Origin of the sequence: Gramella sp. Hel_I_59, assembly GCF_006714895.1 — a bacterium.
In the GTDB taxonomy this organism is placed as follows: domain Bacteria; phylum Bacteroidota; class Bacteroidia; order Flavobacteriales; family Flavobacteriaceae; genus Christiangramia.
Genome location: NZ_VFME01000001.1, coordinates 950392 through 970931, shown reverse-complemented (window position 1 = coordinate 970931; position 20540 = coordinate 950392). Strand labels below are relative to the sequence as shown.

General features: G+C 38.9%; 10 protein-coding genes. 5 read left to right on the top strand and 5 right to left on the bottom strand.

The genetic code is table 11. The features are described 5' to 3' along the window. Positions 1-132: 132 nt before the first annotated feature. The 5 genes from JM79_RS04415 to JM79_RS04395 form a co-directional block, all read right to left on the bottom strand. Positions 133-5010, bottom strand: coding sequence for a DNA repair ATPase (locus JM79_RS04415; RefSeq protein ID WP_141879172.1), 4878 nt, complete (start codon positions 5008-5010; stop codon positions 133-135). Positions 5011-5085: 75 nt separating this feature from the next. Beyond that, positions 5086-7161: an SPFH domain-containing protein gene (locus JM79_RS04410; RefSeq protein WP_141876991.1), complete on the bottom strand. Its 2076-nt coding sequence runs from the start codon at positions 7159-7161 to the stop codon at positions 5086-5088. Between the two features lie 16 nt (positions 7162-7177). Next, entirely contained in the window at positions 7178-7888 is a 711-nt protein-coding gene (locus JM79_RS04405) for a hypothetical protein (protein ID WP_141876990.1), read from the bottom strand. A 2-nt stretch (positions 7889-7890) separates the two neighbouring features. Further along, on the bottom strand, positions 7891-8607 hold the full coding sequence (locus JM79_RS04400) for a PspA/IM30 family protein (RefSeq protein WP_141876989.1): 717 nt from the start codon (positions 8605-8607) through the stop codon (positions 7891-7893). A gap of 11 nt (positions 8608-8618) precedes the next feature. Then, positions 8619-9014 (bottom strand): YbjN domain-containing protein, encoded by a 396-nt coding sequence (locus tag JM79_RS04395; RefSeq protein WP_141876988.1) that lies wholly within the window; start codon positions 9012-9014, stop codon positions 8619-8621. 266 nt (positions 9015-9280) lie between these two features. Here JM79_RS04395 and JM79_RS04390 point away from each other — a divergent pair, with 266 nt between their 5' ends. The 5 genes from JM79_RS04390 to JM79_RS04375 all read left to right on the top strand — a co-directional run bounded on the left by JM79_RS04390 (position 9281) and on the right by JM79_RS04375 (position 20528). Beyond that, complete coding sequence (locus JM79_RS04390; RefSeq protein ID WP_141876987.1) at positions 9281-10045, top strand: helix-turn-helix transcriptional regulator; 765 nt, start codon at positions 9281-9283, stop codon at positions 10043-10045. Between the two features lie 101 nt (positions 10046-10146). Then, complete coding sequence (locus JM79_RS04385) at positions 10147-16599, top strand: carboxypeptidase-like regulatory domain-containing protein (RefSeq protein ID WP_141876986.1); 6453 nt, start codon at positions 10147-10149, stop codon at positions 16597-16599. Positions 16600-16666: 67 nt separating this feature from the next. After that, positions 16667-16798, top strand: a complete 132-nt coding sequence (locus JM79_RS16210) for a hypothetical protein (protein ID WP_260443372.1) — start codon at positions 16667-16669, stop codon at positions 16796-16798. 169 nt (positions 16799-16967) lie between these two features. Further along, positions 16968-19343 (top strand): TonB-dependent receptor, encoded by a 2376-nt coding sequence (locus JM79_RS04380; RefSeq protein ID WP_141876985.1) that lies wholly within the window; start codon positions 16968-16970, stop codon positions 19341-19343. Positions 19344-19403: 60 nt separating this feature from the next. Beyond that, positions 19404-20528, top strand: coding sequence for a PepSY-associated TM helix domain-containing protein (locus JM79_RS04375; protein ID WP_141876984.1), 1125 nt, complete (start codon positions 19404-19406; stop codon positions 20526-20528). Positions 20529-20540 lie beyond the last annotated feature (12 nt).

Here is a 20540-nt window from a genome sequence, read left to right as displayed (position 1 = left end):
TATCATTCTATATCGACCTTTCCATATCCAACTTGACTCTATTAAACTATATCTTGACTGCATCCACATTTTAACTAAAAACAACGTTTTAAATTAACAGTTGTTTACTTAAATTCTCATCATTTCACCAATTTATTTATTGAATCCATTTTGCAACACTTGTTTAATTCCCTCTAGATTATCTGTAAATTCCATCATTTGAGAAAGCAATTGCGCCATCTCATTTTTGTTCCCAAGACCTTTTAGTTTATTATTCTTCTGAAAAGTTTCCTGAATGGTATTCCATCTGCTACGTTCCTCTTCGTTCAAACTGCCAATAAGATCCTTGTATTTCAACAAGTTTGCTTCCGCAGCTGAAGTAAGGGTTTGAGATTCGCTTTCATAATGTGACAGAATAAGCGTTTGCAATTCCGCATCATTCATTACCGGAACCACTTTCGCCACCAGTTTATTCATATCACGATAGGAACCCTGCAATTTAAAAGATGGCTCTGTTCGATATTCATCCTCCATCGCAGCACTTTTGATATAAGCCGCATTCACTTTCAAAACATTGTTCCGTATTTGTATGACCTTTTCCAGAACCGACACATATTCCTGTACTTCCTGGTTCGAGTAATTCCCTTCCAGCTGTACTTCCTGGTTATTATTCTCGATTCTGTCAAGCAATCTATACACATCATCAAAATTCTTGCTACTAAGCTGATGCAGAACAGGATTGGAGGTCAATGAATTTTCGATCAAACTCAATCTGAAAAGGTGAGCAGTATCGCCAATAATATCACCAAGATTGTAAATATCTGCACGGTTCGCCAGCATATCTGGAATTCGAAACTTCTCGCCGCTTTCTGTATAAGGATTCCCAGCCATGATCAAGCAGAATTTCTTCCCACGCATATCATAAGTTCTCGATCTACCGTTGTAAATCCCTTCGATTTTCCTGGTTCCGTCGGAAAGAGATATAAACTTCTGAAGAAATTCAGGATTACAATGCTGGATATCGTCAAGATACAACATCACATTATTCCCCATTTCAAAGGCAAGATTCAGTTTTTTAAGCTCTTCCCTGGCTGCCGAATTAGTAGCTGAAGATGGGTCCACTGAAGTTACATCGTGACCAATCGCCGGACCATTGATCTTCATAAAAACCAGTCCAAGTCTGTTGGCAATATATTCCATCAAGGTAGTTTTACCGTAACCTGGAGGAGAAATAAGCAACAGCAATCCCATTCGATCTGTTCTTTTTTGATCTCCAACGGTGCCCAGCTGTTTGGCCAGGTTATCTCCAAATAGTGGAAAATAAACCTGGTCTATTAATTTATTTCGAACAAAGGAGTTTAGTGTTCCCGGCTTGAATTCTTCAAGTTTAAGATCTTCCTTGAGCTGAAGAGTCACTTCATGCCTGGCTTTTCTAAATTCGTGGTAAGCTGGAACATCGATCTCAAAATAGCTTCTGTAGGTCGCTATAAAATCATGATAGTTAAAATCGAAAACTCCTGCTTGAACCAGGCGATGCTCACCTCTCAAATTCTCAATATGCTGAGATGGTGAAGTAAATTTCGTATTTAGAACAGATTCATCTTCAAAAAGTATAAGCGCTGCTGCTTCACTTACATATTTGGTTTTTAAGCTCGTTTGATCATCTAGTTTGCTTTGCAAAAATGCTTTTAACCACTGCTCGATCAAGGAAACTTTTGCCTGGTTTGAACTCAGGCTTTTAAGACTGTCCTTAAATTTTAGATCGGCGTTTTCCGACTTCAGCATATTCAGGAAATCTTCTTTGATCCCGATGGCTATTCCGCTTTTTTGAAAATCATCATCATTTTGCAATTCTTCAAACAGGTATTCAGCAACTTCAGAAGCCAATTCCGGTTCAAAAATTCCTGATTCCTGTCCAAATTCATAAATATCTTTGGTAAGTATTTTCAGCAATGACTGGTATTCTCTGGAATTTGGAAATACCTGCAACACTTCTCCCGCAGCTTTTATATTCTGATCTAAATTTGACCGGATTTCCGAAGAAGAAAATTTCCAGAAAAATTGTGCGCAGGACCTAATTACGGGGTGAAACCGAAGCAGATCCAAAGCCTCATGCTTTTCCAGAAGCACAGATAGTATTTTTGCCGCATCCAGATCATGAATTCCTTTCACGTATCCTTCAGAATAGTCTTTGCTACTTTCCTCCTGCACTAGCCTGATCAAATCTTCCTCCGTATGGTCCTTTAGTTCTTCACCAAATCTTCGGAATAATTTATAGGCAAGAAAACCGGCTCGGTATATACTCTTGTTTTCTGAAATATAATCCTGACTCCAGTATTGCTCAGATTTTATAAGTGTTTCGTTCTCGATCTTCTGGTAGAAATCTGTCCCAGTAATATGATAATGCAAAGCATCGTCCACGAATAAGATCGTAAGATCAAGCTCCTGTTTATTAACGCCAAATTTATGTTTCCCAAGCTTGATGATCGAATCGCCATCTTCGTAAATTTCTTTCTTATCCTTCAGTTTTCGAAGCGCATCTTCGCGGGCAGACTTCAGCATAGACTGTATCTCTTCAGCCTTTCCACTGTCATCCATTTCCTGTAATTGCGTGGCAATATCTCTGGCTTTGTTCACCAGGATATCTGATGCGAAATAAGCATTAATCTCGGAAACCTCATCAAAGGATTCAGATTTCTTCCGCACACCTTTCAGGATCCTTTCTGCGGAATTTTGTAAAGTTACCGCACGTTTATTCCGTTTTTCTACGAGTGTATTCTTACGCGCTTCAAATGCATTATAAACTTCTTCCCGCTTCTCAATAATCAGCTCAATAAATTCTTCATAATCGGCAAACTTGCCCTCCAATTCTTCTAGCTGAATGGAAATCCTGGTTTGAAAATCATCACATTTTTCCGGAGTATCGGCGATGTCCAGGTAATTGATGATACTTTGATCGATAAGCTTTAACTGCGCGGCAAAGTCGGCTTGAGCTTCTGCACTTCCAAGGGATTTTCGCTTCTTCCTGATCTCTGCCTTTAATTGGTTGATCGAAGAAAAAATAAGGGAAATATTATTGATGATCTTTGTAGAATGCGAAGTATCCTCTATTTCAAGATTTGAAACAATATCAATCAATAATTCAAGGTCTTCTGAAGTTTTATTGACTTCTTCCTCAAGTTTTCGGGCATCAACCACCTTTTTAATATCAGATAGCTTTTCTTCTTTATCACTTACTGCCTTATGATATGGATTCAGAGCTTTCTCATCCAGTAAGAAATCCACGCATCTTCGCGAGATCTTTGTAGTTTGCTCAGCTATTTGCTCTTCGAGGTTTTGAATAAATTGTTCATCTACATAACGTACTTCTTTAAGACTGATCGCTTCTCCTCTTAATGACCTGAGCTGCGTCAATGCATTTACGAAATCATTGATATTCCGAAAACCTGAACTTTTTATCTTATTAAAGATTTGCTCGGCTTCTTTCCCTATTTCGTTAGTTTTCTGCCTAGCATTCTTCTTGAGTTCCAGCACCTTCTGAAATTCATCCATGGCAGCATTTGCAGCCTGGTTTATTTCTCCAAGTGGCTCATTTAGAAGCTGAGTTTCCTCTTCTTTCAGCCAGTAATAAGCATCCAGAATATCCTTGGAACGTTTGGAAAGATCTGCATACAAACCATCATAATTATCCTCTTTATTCAGAAGATTTACGAGTCCGTTGACCTCGGCCATCGCCTTTACGATATCCTTGTTCCCTATCTTATATAACATGCTATCCTCATGACTGGAAGGCACAAAATCACCTTTAAGATATGGCGTTTGCCAGATCTGGATCACATGGTGTTTGGTTTGTTCATTTTCGTTCTTGAAATAGCATAGTTCACCTTTTTCAAGGATGGTAAAACCATTGCAAATAATTGGAGTCTGGATTTCCTGAGAGATCACATTATAGCTCATCAGGTTGTAGAGTCCATTTTCCGGAGCATAGAAGACATACAGAAAATCCTCGCCATTTGGAGAACTTATCTTTTCCTGAAATCTTAAATTCGGAATACTATGATCGAACAAATGATATTCCCCGGTTTGTAAGTAGTAACCAGTTGGAAATATTATCCCCTGGTCGTCTGGTAATAAAACGCAGGTATCCTTGATACTGCTGATCTTTTGAACTTCCCGAAGTTTATGATTATACACGAAATAACGCGGACCTTCCTGAAATGGTTTAATCTCAAGAATTATCAGGTTACCAAGATTTGCAAATCTATACTGTGCGTCATCCAGCGTTTGATCCCGGTGCTCTACTTCTTCGGAAAAGATTCCTTTTCCATCATTGGTATTATCCTCGATCTTGATCGTAAGATCACCGCCAATTGTCTCTACAAAAACACGATCCAGAATAGAAACATGAGCATGAACTCCCTGCCTGTGTTGATCCCTGGAAACTTCCTGCCAGTTAAATTCATGTTGTGACGGTAGTCTGTACTCGTGATCACTGCGATTGTCCACATATTGCAAACCTTCATCTTTAATAAGCCATTTGAAGGTCTTAATATCGGTCACACTCTCACTTAACCGGAAAACCATATAAAGATAGTTCCCAATAACCGCAAATTTGGAGAAAATGGTATTTCTGTAATACTTGTAAAGATTTTTGAAATCAGATTCGAAAACATCGTTTTTCAGTAGATCTGTATCGATGGCTTCAAAAGAATTATTCTCAAACCTGTAAATACTCATCACATCGTTCAAAGAAATTTCTGTACGCAAACCAAAATGCACATTGTAACCAAAAATGCAGGTGTTGCCAAGCGAAACGATATCCCTCGCAATACAGTTGTTTTCAGTATTGATGCGGTCATTGGCAATAAGCCTGGTTTCCAAAGAACCAAAAACTTTCTGTCGCTCTTCATTTAATTTCTGAAGTCGGGATTGTAACTCAGTTTTTTGCTTTTGCAGTCTTCCCTGGATCACCTCGTAGGTACCAACATCCAGTTTTTGCGCATTCTCTTCCTTTATGGGTTCCTTTGCCATGTTCTCTTCCTGAAGTTTGTGATGTAATTGATGTAGATTAAAAAAGAAGCCGGTGCCAGGCACCGGCATTTCCAGTTATCTAAGTTTTGAGATAGGTTTATCCTGAATTCCCAGGCCTTTCGCCAGGTTCAGAAGATTGCCGAGCATGGTCTGCTCTTCTTTATCATCAGATTTTATTTTAAGATCTGTAATAAGAGAGGCAATACTAAGGTTTTTAATATCCTCGGTACTTACTCCATATTTAGAAGCGAAGTCTCTTACTTTTTCAAGCAGATTCCCTTTCACATCTTCACTACCAAGAATGGCGGTTTTTACCTCCTGGATGTTCGTAGAGTTCTGTACAAGCCTGTCGTATCCTTTACCTCTGGTGATCTGGCCAACGATTTGATCGAAGAACATAGTTTCTCCTCCAACGATATCGATCTTAGCAGCTTTCAACGCATCGCCAATTACCTGCGCCTGTGCGTCTGCAATTTCCTTCTGAATATTGATATTGGCAAGATCTACCTGAAGATCTTTGTTCAGTCTTAATTTGAACTCTTCGTGTTCTTTTCCAACACCATCCAGTTTCTTCATTGCAGCAGCTTTCTCCTCAATTCCTGAAGCATCGGCTATTGCTTTCTCTTTAATTACATCTGCTTCGGCAAGTCCATCTTTCCGTTTAGCATCTGCCTTAGCTTCCATTCCGGCCGCTTCAGCACGTGCTTTTTTCTCGATGATATTCGCTTCTACAAGTCCCTGACGCTCGTTGGCATCAGCCTTCGCATGCATTACCTGAGCTTCAGACATACCAACAGTTGCTTCTTCTTTCGCCTGGGCTTCAGCAAGAATTTTCCTCGCTTCAGCTTGTTTCTGGCTGGCTTCTTTATGAGCAAGTGCTTCGATATTGATCTCTTCGGCTTTTTGCTTGGCAGCTTCTTTTTGTGCTTCCGCAGCAATGGTCGTTTTAATAAGTTCTTCCTGGGCAGAAGCTTCCGCAGTAGTAATTTTTACCTGCTTATCCCTGTCGGCAGTTTTAAATGCCTGAATATCTTTCATGTTTTCCTGCTCTTCTACCACTCCTTTTTCCAGCATCACACGGTCACGAATCACATCCTGGATGTTTTTCTTCTCAACCTCCACTACTTTTTCTTTCTCGATCTGCGCAAGAGTTACCACTCTTTCACGCTCGGTAGCCTCCAGCAATCTGTCTTTTTCAACTCTTTCAGACTCCACAGCATCGGTACGCTCTTTATTTTTAAGTGCTACAATGATCTGGCGTTGCATATTTTCTTCTGCAACTTTCACTTTTTCTTCCGTAGCAATTCTGGCAGTTTCAGATTTAAGTCTTTCTTCTTCGTCTACTTTCAGAGTTTCTGCAGTTTCACGAGCTTTGATATTCGCAATTTCGCGTTTCTGTTGCTCTTCTTTTTCAGCTAACTGCTTATCCAGTTCAAGAATTGCTTCCCTGGCTTCCACATCTTGCTTTCTGATGGTTTTTTCCTCATCACGCTTGATAAGGTTGGCTTTCATATTCTGAACTGCCGTAAGCTCGGTGATCTTCTTGATCCCTTCAGCGTCCAGAATATTGTCTGGCTTTAATTCTTTTACTGAAGTCTGCTCCAGGAAATCGATCGCACAATCTTCCAACGTATAGCCGTTAAGATCTGTACCGATAATATTTACGATCTCATCTCTAAATTCACGTCTGGCTTCATAGAGTTCGATAAAATCGAATTTTTTACCTACTGTCTTTAATGCTTCTGAAAACTTTGCTTCAAAAAGATCTTCCAGCGTAGCAATCTTTGATGCACGGTCCACACCTATGGTCTGCGCTACTTTTTTAATATATTCAATATCATTGTTCACCCGAACGAAAAAGGCAACTTTGATATCTGCACGCATATTGTCTCTACAAATAAGACCTTCATGCGCCAGTCTTTCGATCTGGATCTTCTTGACAGAAATATCCATGATCTCAGTTTTATGAAAAACAGGTACCGTGTACAGACCTTTATCTGTAGCGACCTTTGTTCCTCCAAAACCGGTCCTGATGAGCGCCTGTCCCTGGGGAATTTTTTTATAGAACATCGCGATGATCGCGAAGTAAACGATGATTAGAAATAGCAATACGCCTATTCCAATTCCAATAATTGGTAAGATTGATTCCATTGTAGTTAGATTAGTTTTATTCGTTATATGATTGTACGAGGTAATAATTGCGATCTGGAGACCGCTTGATAATAAGGACACTACTTCCATAAGGGAGCGCATCGCCGGTAAGTGATTTTACATAAATAGATAAGCTATCACCATTTACGCTCACCTCAGCATTTCCCATCCTGTCTTTTGAAATGGTCGACATCAAAGTTGCCTTTCTACCAAGATAATCGATGGGTGCGTCACCATCCTTATTCAGGTTTTTAAAGAAACCTTTAAAAGGTGTAGTCAGAATCTTGGTGACGAACAGTGCCGGAAATAAAGCCAGCAGCATGATCCCAAAACCTATAAAGTTATCATAGCTTGCAGTGATCGCCGTAACCAGTGTGGTTATAAACCACCAGACAAAGATCCAGAAGGTAAAAGTGAACATAAATGGCAGTCCCACGAAATTGAAATAGATCAGGAATATCTGCCACCACTTTAAAGGTTTTCGTCTCTTCCCAACCACGTCTTCCTGGTTGATCTCGGTATTGGAAATATCTTCAAAATCCATATTTCCACCTTCGATCCCGGAATCCAGATCCACATCTGCATCCATATCCACGTCGATATCGAAGTCCGGATCGAAATCCAGACCACCTATCATAGTGATGATCCAGTAGAGGATTAGAATCATGAGTAACACGCTCAGGATCACGTTTACCTCTGAAAAAAGTATGTTGATTAGGTTATCCAAGTTTATTCGTTTTTAGAATCTTTCATTCCAAGTTGTTCTTTAAGCTTCGCCAGTTCATCACTTGCTTTGGCTTTCGAGGTATCTGCCGCCTTATCGATTTCCTCATCGATAGATTTAGAAGCATTGGCAATATCTCCGTAAGCCTCGGCCAGTGCTTCTTCCTGGGCTACTTTTTCTTTCATTCTTTCCAGCATAGATACCGTACCAGTGCTATCAAGTTCAGCCATTTGCTTATTCAGGTTTTTGGTGGCATTCGATACTTTAACTCTTGCTTTTAGCGTCTTGAGTTCGTTTTCCCAGTTCCCGATATTTGCTTTAATGGTCTGGATATTCTTTTGCAATTGAGCAACATTATTATCGAATTTAACCGACTCTTCCTTAGCTCTTAGAACCTGATGCTCTGCTGCTTCTTTTTGCACGAGAGCTTCCTGCGCCAGGCGATCTGCTTCTACCTGTTCCATGTCTTTAGAATGTGCTTTCTTCAGGATGATGATCGCTTTATTCTGATAATCGTCCACTTTATTCTGAAATTCTTCCTGATCGTTCTTAGCTCTAATGGCAAGTGCTTTCACCTGTGCCAGTGCTTCCAGACTTTTGTCCAGGTCAAGTTTCATATCTCTAATGCCCTGTTCGGTCATTTTGATTGGATCCTCCATTTTGTCCAGGGCAGAATTTGTTTCTGCCTCTCCTATTTTAAATAATCTCTTAAAGATGTTCATAATGCTGAATTTTAATATTTTGAGAATTCTATGATATGATCTGAATATTCACTCATTAATAAGCTGAGTGAGTTTAAGCTCCCTTCCAATTCGTTCAGATCCATGTTCTCAATCTGGAGGGTATCGCGGTAAATGACTTTTTCACCAGACTCGTCCAGTACAAAAGCACCGTGAACGATATCGCGATTCTTCTGTAACAAACTTTTAAAGATCTTTTCAGACTGGTTATTGATCTTAAAAATGTACTGCTCCATAATTAAGATTGGCGGAGCAACGCCTACGATGAGATTTCTAATTCCAGAATTTTCTTTTTGAATCACTAAAAGTCCATCTTCCGGATTCTCCCGGGTGATATTAAAATTCAATTCCAGCAAAAAATCTCTCGTAATATTAAAGTGATTTTTCATAGGTGGTTATTACGGTTAGTACTACTATTTTGAGAGCCTAATAATACAAAAAAGTATTAAGACTTTGTTAAAGAAACGTGATAAGCTCGGTGGCTATATCGATAATAAATGAGATCATAATTCTAATTCTTTAGTTGGTTAATAACAGATCTCTGAGTGTTCGAACATTTCAGACTAAAAAAATTAGCAATACTGAAATGTATTTGCTAATATTGTTAGACTAATTTACAATAAATAATCAATTCTGCAAATATTATTAGCAATAAATGTCATTATTCGGAAAAAATATCAGGAAAATAAGATCGGTTCGTAGTTTGAGTCAGCAGGCATTTGCTGAGCTATTCGACCTCAAACGTGGTACACTGGGCGCTTACGAAGAAGGGCGAAGCGAACCTAAGATTGAAACCATCATTAAGATTGCTAATTATTTTAGCATTCCTATAGATGATCTGCTTACTAACGAACTTACAGTAAATGAACTGCTGAAGTTTAGAGGCAAACCTGAGCATGATGACCTTAAAGCTAAACCAGATATTTGCAAAAAAGTGCCCTGTATCACCCGGGAAGGACAACAGGATTATATACAGCATCACGCTAAAGATAATTTTATAGCAGATCTACCGGAAATTCATCTACCTATCTATAATGAGGCAGATCTACGAGCTTTCGTAATTCATGACCTCGAAATGAGCACAGATTCTGATGGCTTTTATCCGAAAGATGTAGTGATAGGTGTGAAAGTTCAGAAGAAGGAATACCCTAATCTCGCGAGCGCATGTTTGTTCCTGGTAGTTTCCGAGGAAAAAGTATTCCTGAGAAGGATATACCAGTCGGCTAAAAAATTCATTTTAAAAGCAGATCATAAAGGTATTGAAGATATTGAGATTCCTTACGCCGATGTAAAAGAGCTATGGGAGATCAAATATGCCTTTTATCATCGTATTCCAGATAGCAGGAATACCGACATTAAACAGCAAATGAGTTTTTTAGAGGAAGAATTTCATAAACTGCGTACGTCTCTCAATAATTAAATTTTCAAGGTTCAGATAAAGTTGTAAAATTACAGGCATAACTATTGCTGTGCTAAATCTTTTAGTACCTTTTAATTGCTATACAACCTAACCCGCTACCTATGAAAAAATTGCTTTTAGGGATCTTCATCATATCCCAAAGTTTACTATTCGCTCAAAACCCTAGTTATAAAGAAAGTTGGTTACAGATCAATTCACTTGAGAAGGTGGGAAAAGTTGAGACTGCATTAGAGCGTACCAATAATTTAATGCAGCGCGCAAAAAGTGATAAAAGCTATGATGAGCTTATTAAGTCTAAGATCTACCATTACCGTCTATATCAGATCAATCACGAGAACGCTGAGAGCCACATACTTCAGGATATCAACAATTCTATCGCTCAGATTCCTTTTCCATTTGATCAGGTGCTTCAAAGTTATAAAGCTGAATTACTAAGTGATTATTACAGACAGAACCGGTGGAGCCGCCGCGCACAGAAACAGATCGATGATCCAGATCAAAAAGATTTGACTACCTGGTCTCTGGAAACTATAAAAGACAGTATTCATACAGCTCATAAAAATTCTGTTGCCAATCCTGGCAAACTTGTTAATTTCTCCAATTCTGAAATTGATGTGCTTTTAAATGCAAAGACTATAACCAGAGATTTCAGACCGTCTATCTATGATCTTCTTGCTGGACGTTATCTGGAGTTTCTTAAAGATGGAAGCTTTTTCAATTCAGAGTTTGAAGCTGCGAAAACAAACGTTAGCAAAGAGGTTCTTTTTGCTACAGACTCGCGATTTGTAAATGCTGAAATTGCTGAGGTTGAGAATTCAAAGCTGCTTGCTCTACGACAATATCAGGAACTGGAAAGAATCCATTCAAAAGATAAAGGTGATGTATCGCTGAATTACTGGAAGCTACAACGTATTGAGTTTGTTTATGCTGAATTTCATGATGACTTTCAGGAATACATCAGTGCAATTGAGAAGCTGGAAGAAAATTCTAAAGACCGGAAAATTAAGGCTCAGCTTATGTTTGAACTGGCCAATGCATATGCTGAGAAAGCTTCAGATAGAGATGAAGAAGGACTACTGAAGTATCCCGAATATAATGCTAAAGCTGTTAATCTTTTAAAACTTATTGAGTCTAACTATAGCAATACGCTTACCCGGCAGAATGCTCAGAATCTATTGAAAAGACTTACCGCACTAAGTCTTGAGGCACAATTACAAAATATCCTGACCCGGAATGAAACGGGTCGAGCTAAGCTTACTTATAAAAATGTAGATACTATCTATATGAAAATAGGTAAGGTTAGCATGAATTTCCTGGACAAAGTAAATTATAGAGATAGAGCAGATTTTATAAAAAAAGAAGCTGCAAAAATTTCAGATAGCGTACAGATCGTTTTACCAGGAGAAACAGATTATAATGAACATTCAACGGAAATTGTAATTCCGGGGAATGACTTCGGAAGGTATCTTGTTCATTTATACGATTCAGAAGGCAATCATACTTCCGGGACTTACCTGGTAACCAACATCGCCGTCTCCAGAACAGATTTTGAGAAAAAGAACCTGTTTCATGTAGTTGATCGAAAGTCAGGAGAAAATCTAAACGATGTTATTCTAAGAGTAAAAAAGGGTAATACCACCATTCTTTCCAGGACCTCTGATCGTAATGGGGAGATAGCATTGGAGAACTATTCGGGTAATCGATATTGGGAAGAACATACCGAATTTACAAAGGGAGATGATTTCTACTCTTCATCTTACAATCGCGGTGGTAATCGTTATAACTATAGTAATAATGAAGATGAAGATTCACAGGCGAAGGTACTTTTCTTCCTGGATCGTGCGATCTACCGTCCGGGTCAGAAAGTGCATTTTAAAGGCGTTTTTCTTCAGCATAGAAATGATTCTACCAGCGTAGTTCCTAATGAATATATAGACGTATTCGTAGATGACCCGAATGAAAATGAAATTCATGAATTTAGATTCAAGACCAATGAGTACGGATCTTTTACAGGTAGTTTTGATCTTCCAGTCAATAATCTTACCGGCCAGTTCTCTATTTATGCCGAAGAATATATTGAAACCGATTCTAAATTCTGGGATGAGTTGGATGACTTTCAGGATGATTACAAATACTTTAGTGTAGAAGAATATAAACGACCAACTTTTGAAGTAAGTTTTGATACTATAAATAAGGCTTACGAGTTGGGTGAAGAAATTGAACTTAAGGGTTCTGCTGAAGCTTATATTGGTGCCTCGCTTCCTAATCTTAAAGTTGCTTACACTGTTACCAGGGAACGAATGAATTATTCGTGGTGGAGAAGTTATTATTCAGATCCAGTAATTATTGAAACTGATACTACTGAAACTGATGAAAATGGTGAATTTATCATTCCTTTTGAAGCGAAGGCAGACCAGAACACCAACCTTAATGATCTTATATATCGATACTCCGTATCTGCCTCTGTAACCGATGTGAGTGGAGAAACGAGAGATACACAGCAGTCGCTTAAAATCGGGAATAAGAATTTTCTTCCAAAGCTTGAAATTGCAGAAAAGATCGATATTAATGATACGCTTAAAATCGATCTGGCAACAAGGAATCTTAATGATCAAAAGGTCCCTGCAACGGGTACTTATAAGATCTATAGACTCAAGAGTCCTGAAAAGCACTATCAAAACAGATGGTGGGAGGCACCTGAATTCGAACTTATTTCTAAAGATGAATTTGAAAGATTATTCCCGAATGAACCTTATCGAAAGCTGACTAAACCAGAAAACTGGGAAAAACTTGAGAAAGTATACGAATCCAGTTTTGATTCAGATGGAGATTTTGAGGATGAGATCGCTACCAGAAATTGGAAAGAAGGTAGTTACTTACTAAGTTTCGAACTCCGACATGAAAATAAAACAGAAGAATTACTAAAGGTTATTAGTATTCAGGATCCTAAAAGTAATAAAGCCTTTACCGATCAGGATCTTCTGGTAAGTATTATCAATAAAGAAACATTAGCTTCAGATGAAAACGCGCAGGTTGAGATCAGCTCTCCTATAAATAATTTACGAATTCGCGTTTCAGCATTCAGGAACGGTCGTACTTCTATTTTTAGAGAATACTATAAGCTTGATGGGAAGTTAAAATTGAAGATTCCGCTAAAAGCTCTGGAAGATCCTGAATTTAAACTGGTTGTTTCTTCAGTGATGAACAACCGGCAAATTGAATTCAGCGAGGTTGTAAACTTCAGAAAAGATTTCGAAGATCTTGAAATCTCTACGGAAACCTTCAGAAATAAAATAAGACCTGGACTTGAAGAAACCTGGAGTTTCAATGTATCAACTCCTGGTGAGAAAAAAGAAGCTGAAGTTCTGGCTTCTATGTATGATATTTCGCTTGATCAATTTAAAAAGGATGAGTGGAATACAGATACCGGGTTTACTGGATTTAGATCTGATTATCCATCCTTATATTTTGATAATTTAGGTCGAAGCACCAACCTGAATAGATTTTTTGGCAGGTATAATTATTATAGACGAGTTAATCTTCGCTTTGATGAGCTCTCTCAATTTGGTTTTGATTTTGGACAGCCCAACAGTTACCAATACAGGAATTATCTGAGCACTTTAAAAGTTAGCAATAAAGCAGATTCCGGAGCTCGTGTGCAAGGAAGAGTAGTTGATGAAAATGGAGAACCACTTCCAGGAGTCAATGTAATGGTCAAAGGTTCGAGCCTTGCTGCCCAAACTGATTTTGATGGTGAATTTGGAATCGATGCTCCTAAAAACTCACTTCTCACCTTTAGTTTTGTAGGTTTTGTAAGTCAGGAATACCAACTTGGTGATGAAACCGAAGTGTTTATTGATCTTGAAGCAGATTCTTCCAGCCTGGATGAAGTCGTAGTTACAGGTTACGGTGAGGCAGCAGCAGAAGAAGTTATGGAAGTTACCGAACAGGAAAGTCAATCTGTAGCCTTGTTACAAGGCAAGGTTGCCGGCGTAGAGGTATCCAGAACCGGAGCCAACACCGAGTTTAAGATTAGAGGTAGTTCAAGCATAAGTGGAAGTCCATTGTTTATCGTAGATGGTAAGCCTGTTGAAGACTATGATCTGGATTCAAAAGATATTGTGCGCGTTGAAATTCTGAAAGGTGCTGAAGCTACAGCAATTTATGGAAGCAGAGCGGCTGATGGTGTTGTGATCATTACCACCAGCAAATCCCTGGAAGACCTTGAAAATGTTGATGCAAGAACAAATCTACAGGAAACAGCTTTTTTCTTCCCGGATCTTAGACTGGATGAAAATGGAAGTTTATCGTTCAGCTTTACTACTCCGGAAGCACTAACCAGCTGGAAATTACGATTACTGGCTCATAACAGCAACTGGAGCACCGGTGAACTCGAGAAAATTGTAACCACAAGCAAGGATCTAAATGTAGTACCAAATGCACCGCGATTTTTAAGAGAAGGTGATAGTATCATTTTCAAGGTGAAAGTAACCAACCTTTCCAGTGAACCAATGACCGGTAACGCAGTACTGAAGTTGTTTGATGCCGTGACGATGGAACCGGCAGATATCCCGATGGGAAATACTGAAACGCTGCAAGCCTTCCAGATCCAGGCAGGAAAGACCAGGGTGGTAAGCTGGAAACTGTTTGTACCCGAAACTATTCCTGCGGTGACCTATAGAATCCTTGCGAAAGCAGGTGATTTTAGTGATGGGGAAGAAAATTTACTTCCCGTTTTGAAGAACAGGATGCTGGTTTACGAAAGTATCCCACTATTTGTAAGAGCAGGAGAAACTGAAAACTTTGAATTTGAAAACCTGAAATCGAATGACTCTGAAACCATGAAGAATCATCAATTTACATTTGAATATACTTCCAATCCCGGTTGGTTTGCCTTACAAAGTTTGCCATACCTCATGGAGTACGAACATGATTGTTCTGAACAGATATTTTCAAAGATCTTCGCTAATTCTGTTGGACAGAAAATTGTGAACTCAAAACCGGAGATTGCTGAAGTTTATGAAGCATGGAGAAAAGATTCCAGTATGGTGAGCAATCTTCAGAAAAATGAAGAACTCAAGAGCCTTTTGCTTGCTGAGACTCCGTGGGTACAGGATGCTGAATCTGAAAGTCTACAGCAACAACGAATAGGTTTATTGTTTGAAACCGGGCGAATGGACAAAGAATTGACTTCTATGATGACCAGGTTACGCAGAATGCAAAATTCGTCGGGAGCATTTCCATGGTTCCCTGGCGGTAGAGATAATTATTATATCACTTCTCATATCATCGAGGGCTTCGGAAAACTGAAGAACATGAATATTGAGCTGGATGATCGAAGAATTCTTGCCAATGCGATTGCTTATCTGGATAAGGAATTGATGGAGCAGAAGATAAGAAGAGAGTCAGAGAATTCAACTGACTTTTATAAGAGCTACACTGTGCTTGCCTATGCACATACCAGAAGTATGCACCAGGAAGAATTTCCAATCCCGGCTGAACAAAAAGACCTCGTTAACAAATCTCTGGAATATCAAAAGCAACGATGGACAGATTATAGTCTTTCAGAAAAAGCAGAACTGGCAATAACCTTAGATCGTTTCGGGCACTCCATAGAAGCATTGGAGATCTTAGAATCGCTGAAACAAACAGCAGTAAAATCTGAAACTTACGGTATGTACTGGAAAGAAAATACGGCAAGCTGGAGATCATTTAATACTCCTGTTGAAGTGCAGTCTCAAATAATTCAGGCATTTGCTGAAGTTTCTAAGGATATGGAATCAATTGAAGAACTCAAGATCTGGTTAATTCAGAATAAAAGAACCAACTACTGGGAAACTACTAAATCTACAACTGCAGCGGTCTACGCGTTACTTATGCAGGGAATGGATATACTTCCAGTATCCTCGAATACTCAATTCGTGATTGGCGGAGATAAACTGGACATGGAAGAATTGAGTAATACACCTGCTGAAGCTGGATCTGGCTATGTGAAAACAACCTGGAAAGCCGGAGAATTTTCAGAAGATTTCGGAAATATTAAAATAGAGAATAATAATACTACCGCAGGCTATGGTGGCGCCTACTGGCAGTATTTTGAAAATCTGGATAAGATCAAAACTCATTCTGAGAGTCCGCTTAATATCGAAAAAGAGTTATATCTCAATACTGGAAATAATGAACTCAAAAGAATAGATACCGATACTCCACTGAAAGTTGGAGATCTGGTAAGTGTTCGATTAGTCGTACGAGCTGAAGCAGATATGGAATTCATTCATTTGAAGGATATGCGTGCCAGTGGTTTTGAGCCAACAAACGTGATTAGTGAACATAAGTATCAAAATAGTACCAGCTATTATGAGAGCACCAGAGATGCTGCAACCCATTTCTTCTTTGATACGCTTAGAAAGGGAACTTATGTACTTGAATATACCGTAAGAGCCAATAATGCTGGATCCTTCTCGAATGGAATTAGCACAATAGAATCAATGTATGCTCCTGAATTTTCTGGACACACCAGCGGAATTCGAGTGGAAATCAGAGAACAACAATGATAAAATAGAGAACCGATTTGGGGTTTTAACAAAATTTTTAGATATTGAAGCACCCAAATTAAAAATCATGGACAGATCAAATGAAGACCATGAATTTACTGAGAAGATCGAACGTTTAGAAAGAAGCTACAACATGACGAAGTATGCTATTCTAACTACTGGAATAGGAATTATGATCCTGCTCTATTTGTTTCAGTAAATCAAAAAAGAAAAAAGCTTTCGCGATGCGAAAGCTTTTTTCTTTTGAACCTCAACCACTTGGCCATTTCAGAATAAAATTTTATTTAAAATCATTCTAAACAATTTTTAAAATCTTAAAAATATAAATAAATTTGAAGCTTATTTATAATTAGTCTAAATAAATACAGGTGCAAAAATTACTACTTCTACTACTCGCAATACCCTTTCTAACATTAGCTCAATCCGAACCAGACATCAAAGGTCAAATACTTCATAATTCTGAACCTGTTCCATTTGCGACCATTGTAATCAATAAATTAAACAAGGGAACTTCGGCTAATGCTAAGGGCGAATTCAGATTTTACAATTTACCAGATGTAGAGCTTCAACTAAGCATTTCTGCGATTGGATACCAGACTACTGAAGTGAAAGTAGAATTCAGCGATCGACCAGCTGAATTAAATATTGATCTCGAAATTGATGATCAATTGCAGGAAGTTGAGGTTTTTGGAAACAGGTTTAGCCATCCAGATAAGATCGAGGCCCTTACCCGATTGCCTTTAGAACCTTACGAACAGATTCAAAGTATCTCAGTAATCTCAGATAAGCTCATCCAACAACAGGGAGCACTCAGCATATCAGAAGCGACAAGGAATGTTCCCGGAGTTTATACATTTGCTACTTATGGAAACCGAAGTGAGAGTATTTCTTCCAGAGGTTTTCGTGGAATTCCGATCTTAAAAAACGGAGTGCGTGTACATTCAGATTTTAGAGGAATAGGTATTCTAACCGATATGCAGGGTGTTGACAATATCCAGGTTCTTAAAGGTGCAGCTTCCATTACACAAGGCGTTGCCACCGACCTGGGAAGTCCTGGTGGTGTTGTGAATATCGTTACCAAAACTCCAAAATATCAGTTTGGTGGTGAAGCTTCGATGAGAGTTGGCAGCTATGGACTGGTGAGACCGGCTTTCGATGTTTATGGTCCTCTAAATGAACAGAAGAATATTGCCTTCAGAATAAATGCAGCATTGGAGAGAAAAGACTCTTACCGCAGCAGAATTTCTGGAGAGAGCTTCTACATCAATCCCTCGCTGGAATGGAAGCCAGATGATAAAACCGAAATAACTCTTGAAATGGATTATTTCTCAGATAGCAGAACTCCAGATGTGGGAACAGTTAATCTTGCTGAAAATGATCAAAACGCGATTTACGACCTGCCATACGATGTCTTTTTAGGTTACGAAAACGATCGCAATAATACAGAAAATACTACTTACGCCATTAGAATCAATCGGGATCTAAGCGATAAACTTAGCCTTCGCGCCGCCTACTACAGGTCTAATCTGGATCTCGATAACAAGGGTGCGAGTTTTGGAAATGTGGTAATGGAAAACGATGTACCCGTCTATAATCAGAGAACTCGTGGCTACGGAATAAGCACTCGTAGTGATAAGAATAGCGTGGTACAATTTGATCTAATTGGAGATGAAATCGAAACCGGTGCCGTGAGTCATACATTTCAGGTTGGTTTTGATTATCGTACAACCAATTACGAAACCTTCAGCAAGTCTGCTTCAGCAGTAGATACTATTGATGTTTTCAATAATTCAAATAGCCGGTCGTTACCACAGGGAATTAATTTTGCGGCAGCAAATGAAGGAGCTGCCAGGTCTAAAGCAATAGGTTTTGTTGCCCAGGATGTGATCACTTTTACTGACTGGTTCAAGACTTTTTTAGGAGTACGTTACTCTTCCGTAGAAACCATTAACGGCGATGAAAATAATAGAAGTGATTCATTTAATCCGCTTGCTGGAATTATCGTTTCTCCGTTTGAAAATGTAAATGTTTTTGCTTCTTATACCAATAGCTCTTACCCTAGAACAGCAGCAAGAATTGGAGAAAATGGTGAAGAATTGGGGAATGAACGTTACGATCAGGTAGAAGCAGGTATCAAAACCAACTGGCTCAATAGCAGGTTGCGTTTTAACCTTACCCTCTTCAGAATAAATAATAAGAACATCAACCTTCCGGTATACGATGAAAACTGGATTGCAACTGGATTTTTTCAACAAGGTGGAAATGATCAACGGCAGGGAGTTGAAGTAGAACTTACGGGGCGACCATTGCAAAATCTGGAAGTGATCGCTGGATATTCGTATATCGATGCGCAGTATAAGGATCACACTTCCTTTGTATATGGTTCTGCACCTCTAAATACACCAAAACACACCTTCAACACCTATGTAAATTATTCATTTTTAAAGCATCTTGAAGGATTATCTCTTGGTGGAGGTGTTTATTACACGGGTGAAAGACCTGTTAATGACTGGTCTGCCGGAGCAGTAACTCACCAGGGGATTGTACCAAATCAAAAACCTTTCGATGTGGAAAGTCTCACGCTGGTAAACTTACAGGCTGCATACCAGATCGATAAGAACTGGAATGTTAGGATTCTCGCAAATAATATTTTTGATGAAATTGGCTACAATGCCTATAGAACCAGGTTTATCAATCAAACGGACCCAAGAACTTTTAGCGGAGTAATTTCCTATAGATTCTAATTAAACGATTTACATTAATAACAATCTAAACAGCGTGGTTCCTAACCTTAAATATTAAAAATGAAAAAAAAGAAAGCCTATACTTTTCGAAAGTTTATGACAGACGTCCATCTCTGGTTGGGTCTGGCTAGCGGAATTATTCTATTTCTGGTTTGTTTTAGCGGAACCATGCTGGTTTTTGAAAAGGAGATCGAATCAATTTTTGCTGAAGAACTTCACGTTGTTCCCTCTTCGGAAAAGTTATCGATCGATGAATTAACTTCCAGAATGTCGGAAAAAGGGACAGTTTCTTCTGTTTCAATTCCAACTGAAGCTTCTGAAGCCTATGAATTTCGGGTAAAGACCTCACCGGAAGATCGTCTTGGAACCACCTTTATGATGGATCCGTATTCGGCAGATATCCTCAAACCTGAACCTTCACCTCTGGACGGATTCTTCAGTGTAATGTTTAGAATGCATCGCTGGCTTCTTTTAGATACGAGCATTGGAAGACCCATTGTAGGTGTTGCTACAATCATCTTTTTATTTCTATCCATTAGTGGAATTATTATCTGGTTTCCGAAGAAATGGAAATGGAAAGCTTTCAAACCAGGTTTTAAGATCAAATGGTCTGCAAACTGGAAAAGGATTAATCACGATCTACATAACACTCTTGGTTTCTATTCGTGTATAGTTTTGGTGATCATGATCCTCACAGGACTTTGCTGGTCATTTGAATGGTATCGGGAAGCTGGAAGTCAGGTTCTGGGAACGAAGATCTTTGGAGGAAGAGGTGGTCCTGGAATAACTTCTGAAAAACCAGGTTCTAAAGTAATTTCACTTTCAGAAGCCTATACCATTTCCAATTCAGAGTTGAAATATGCCGGAAAAACAAGTATCAGCATCCCACAAAAAGAAACCGAAGTATTGGAAATAAGAAAATATGGTGACGACAACTGGTCTCCATCAACTTCAGATCTGCTGGTTTTGGAGAGGGATGGATCTGTATTAAAAAAGGAACTTTTTGACGATAAGGATCTAAATGTACAGGTCGCATCTCTCATAAAACCTTTACATACTGGCGAAATTTTTGGAACTCTATCAAAGATCATCTATTTCCTGGCTTGCCTGATTGCCACTTCCCTACCCGTGACTGGAACTATCATCTGGCTGAATAAAATGAAGAAGAAAAAACGAAAATTGTAGGCTGAACTCAAA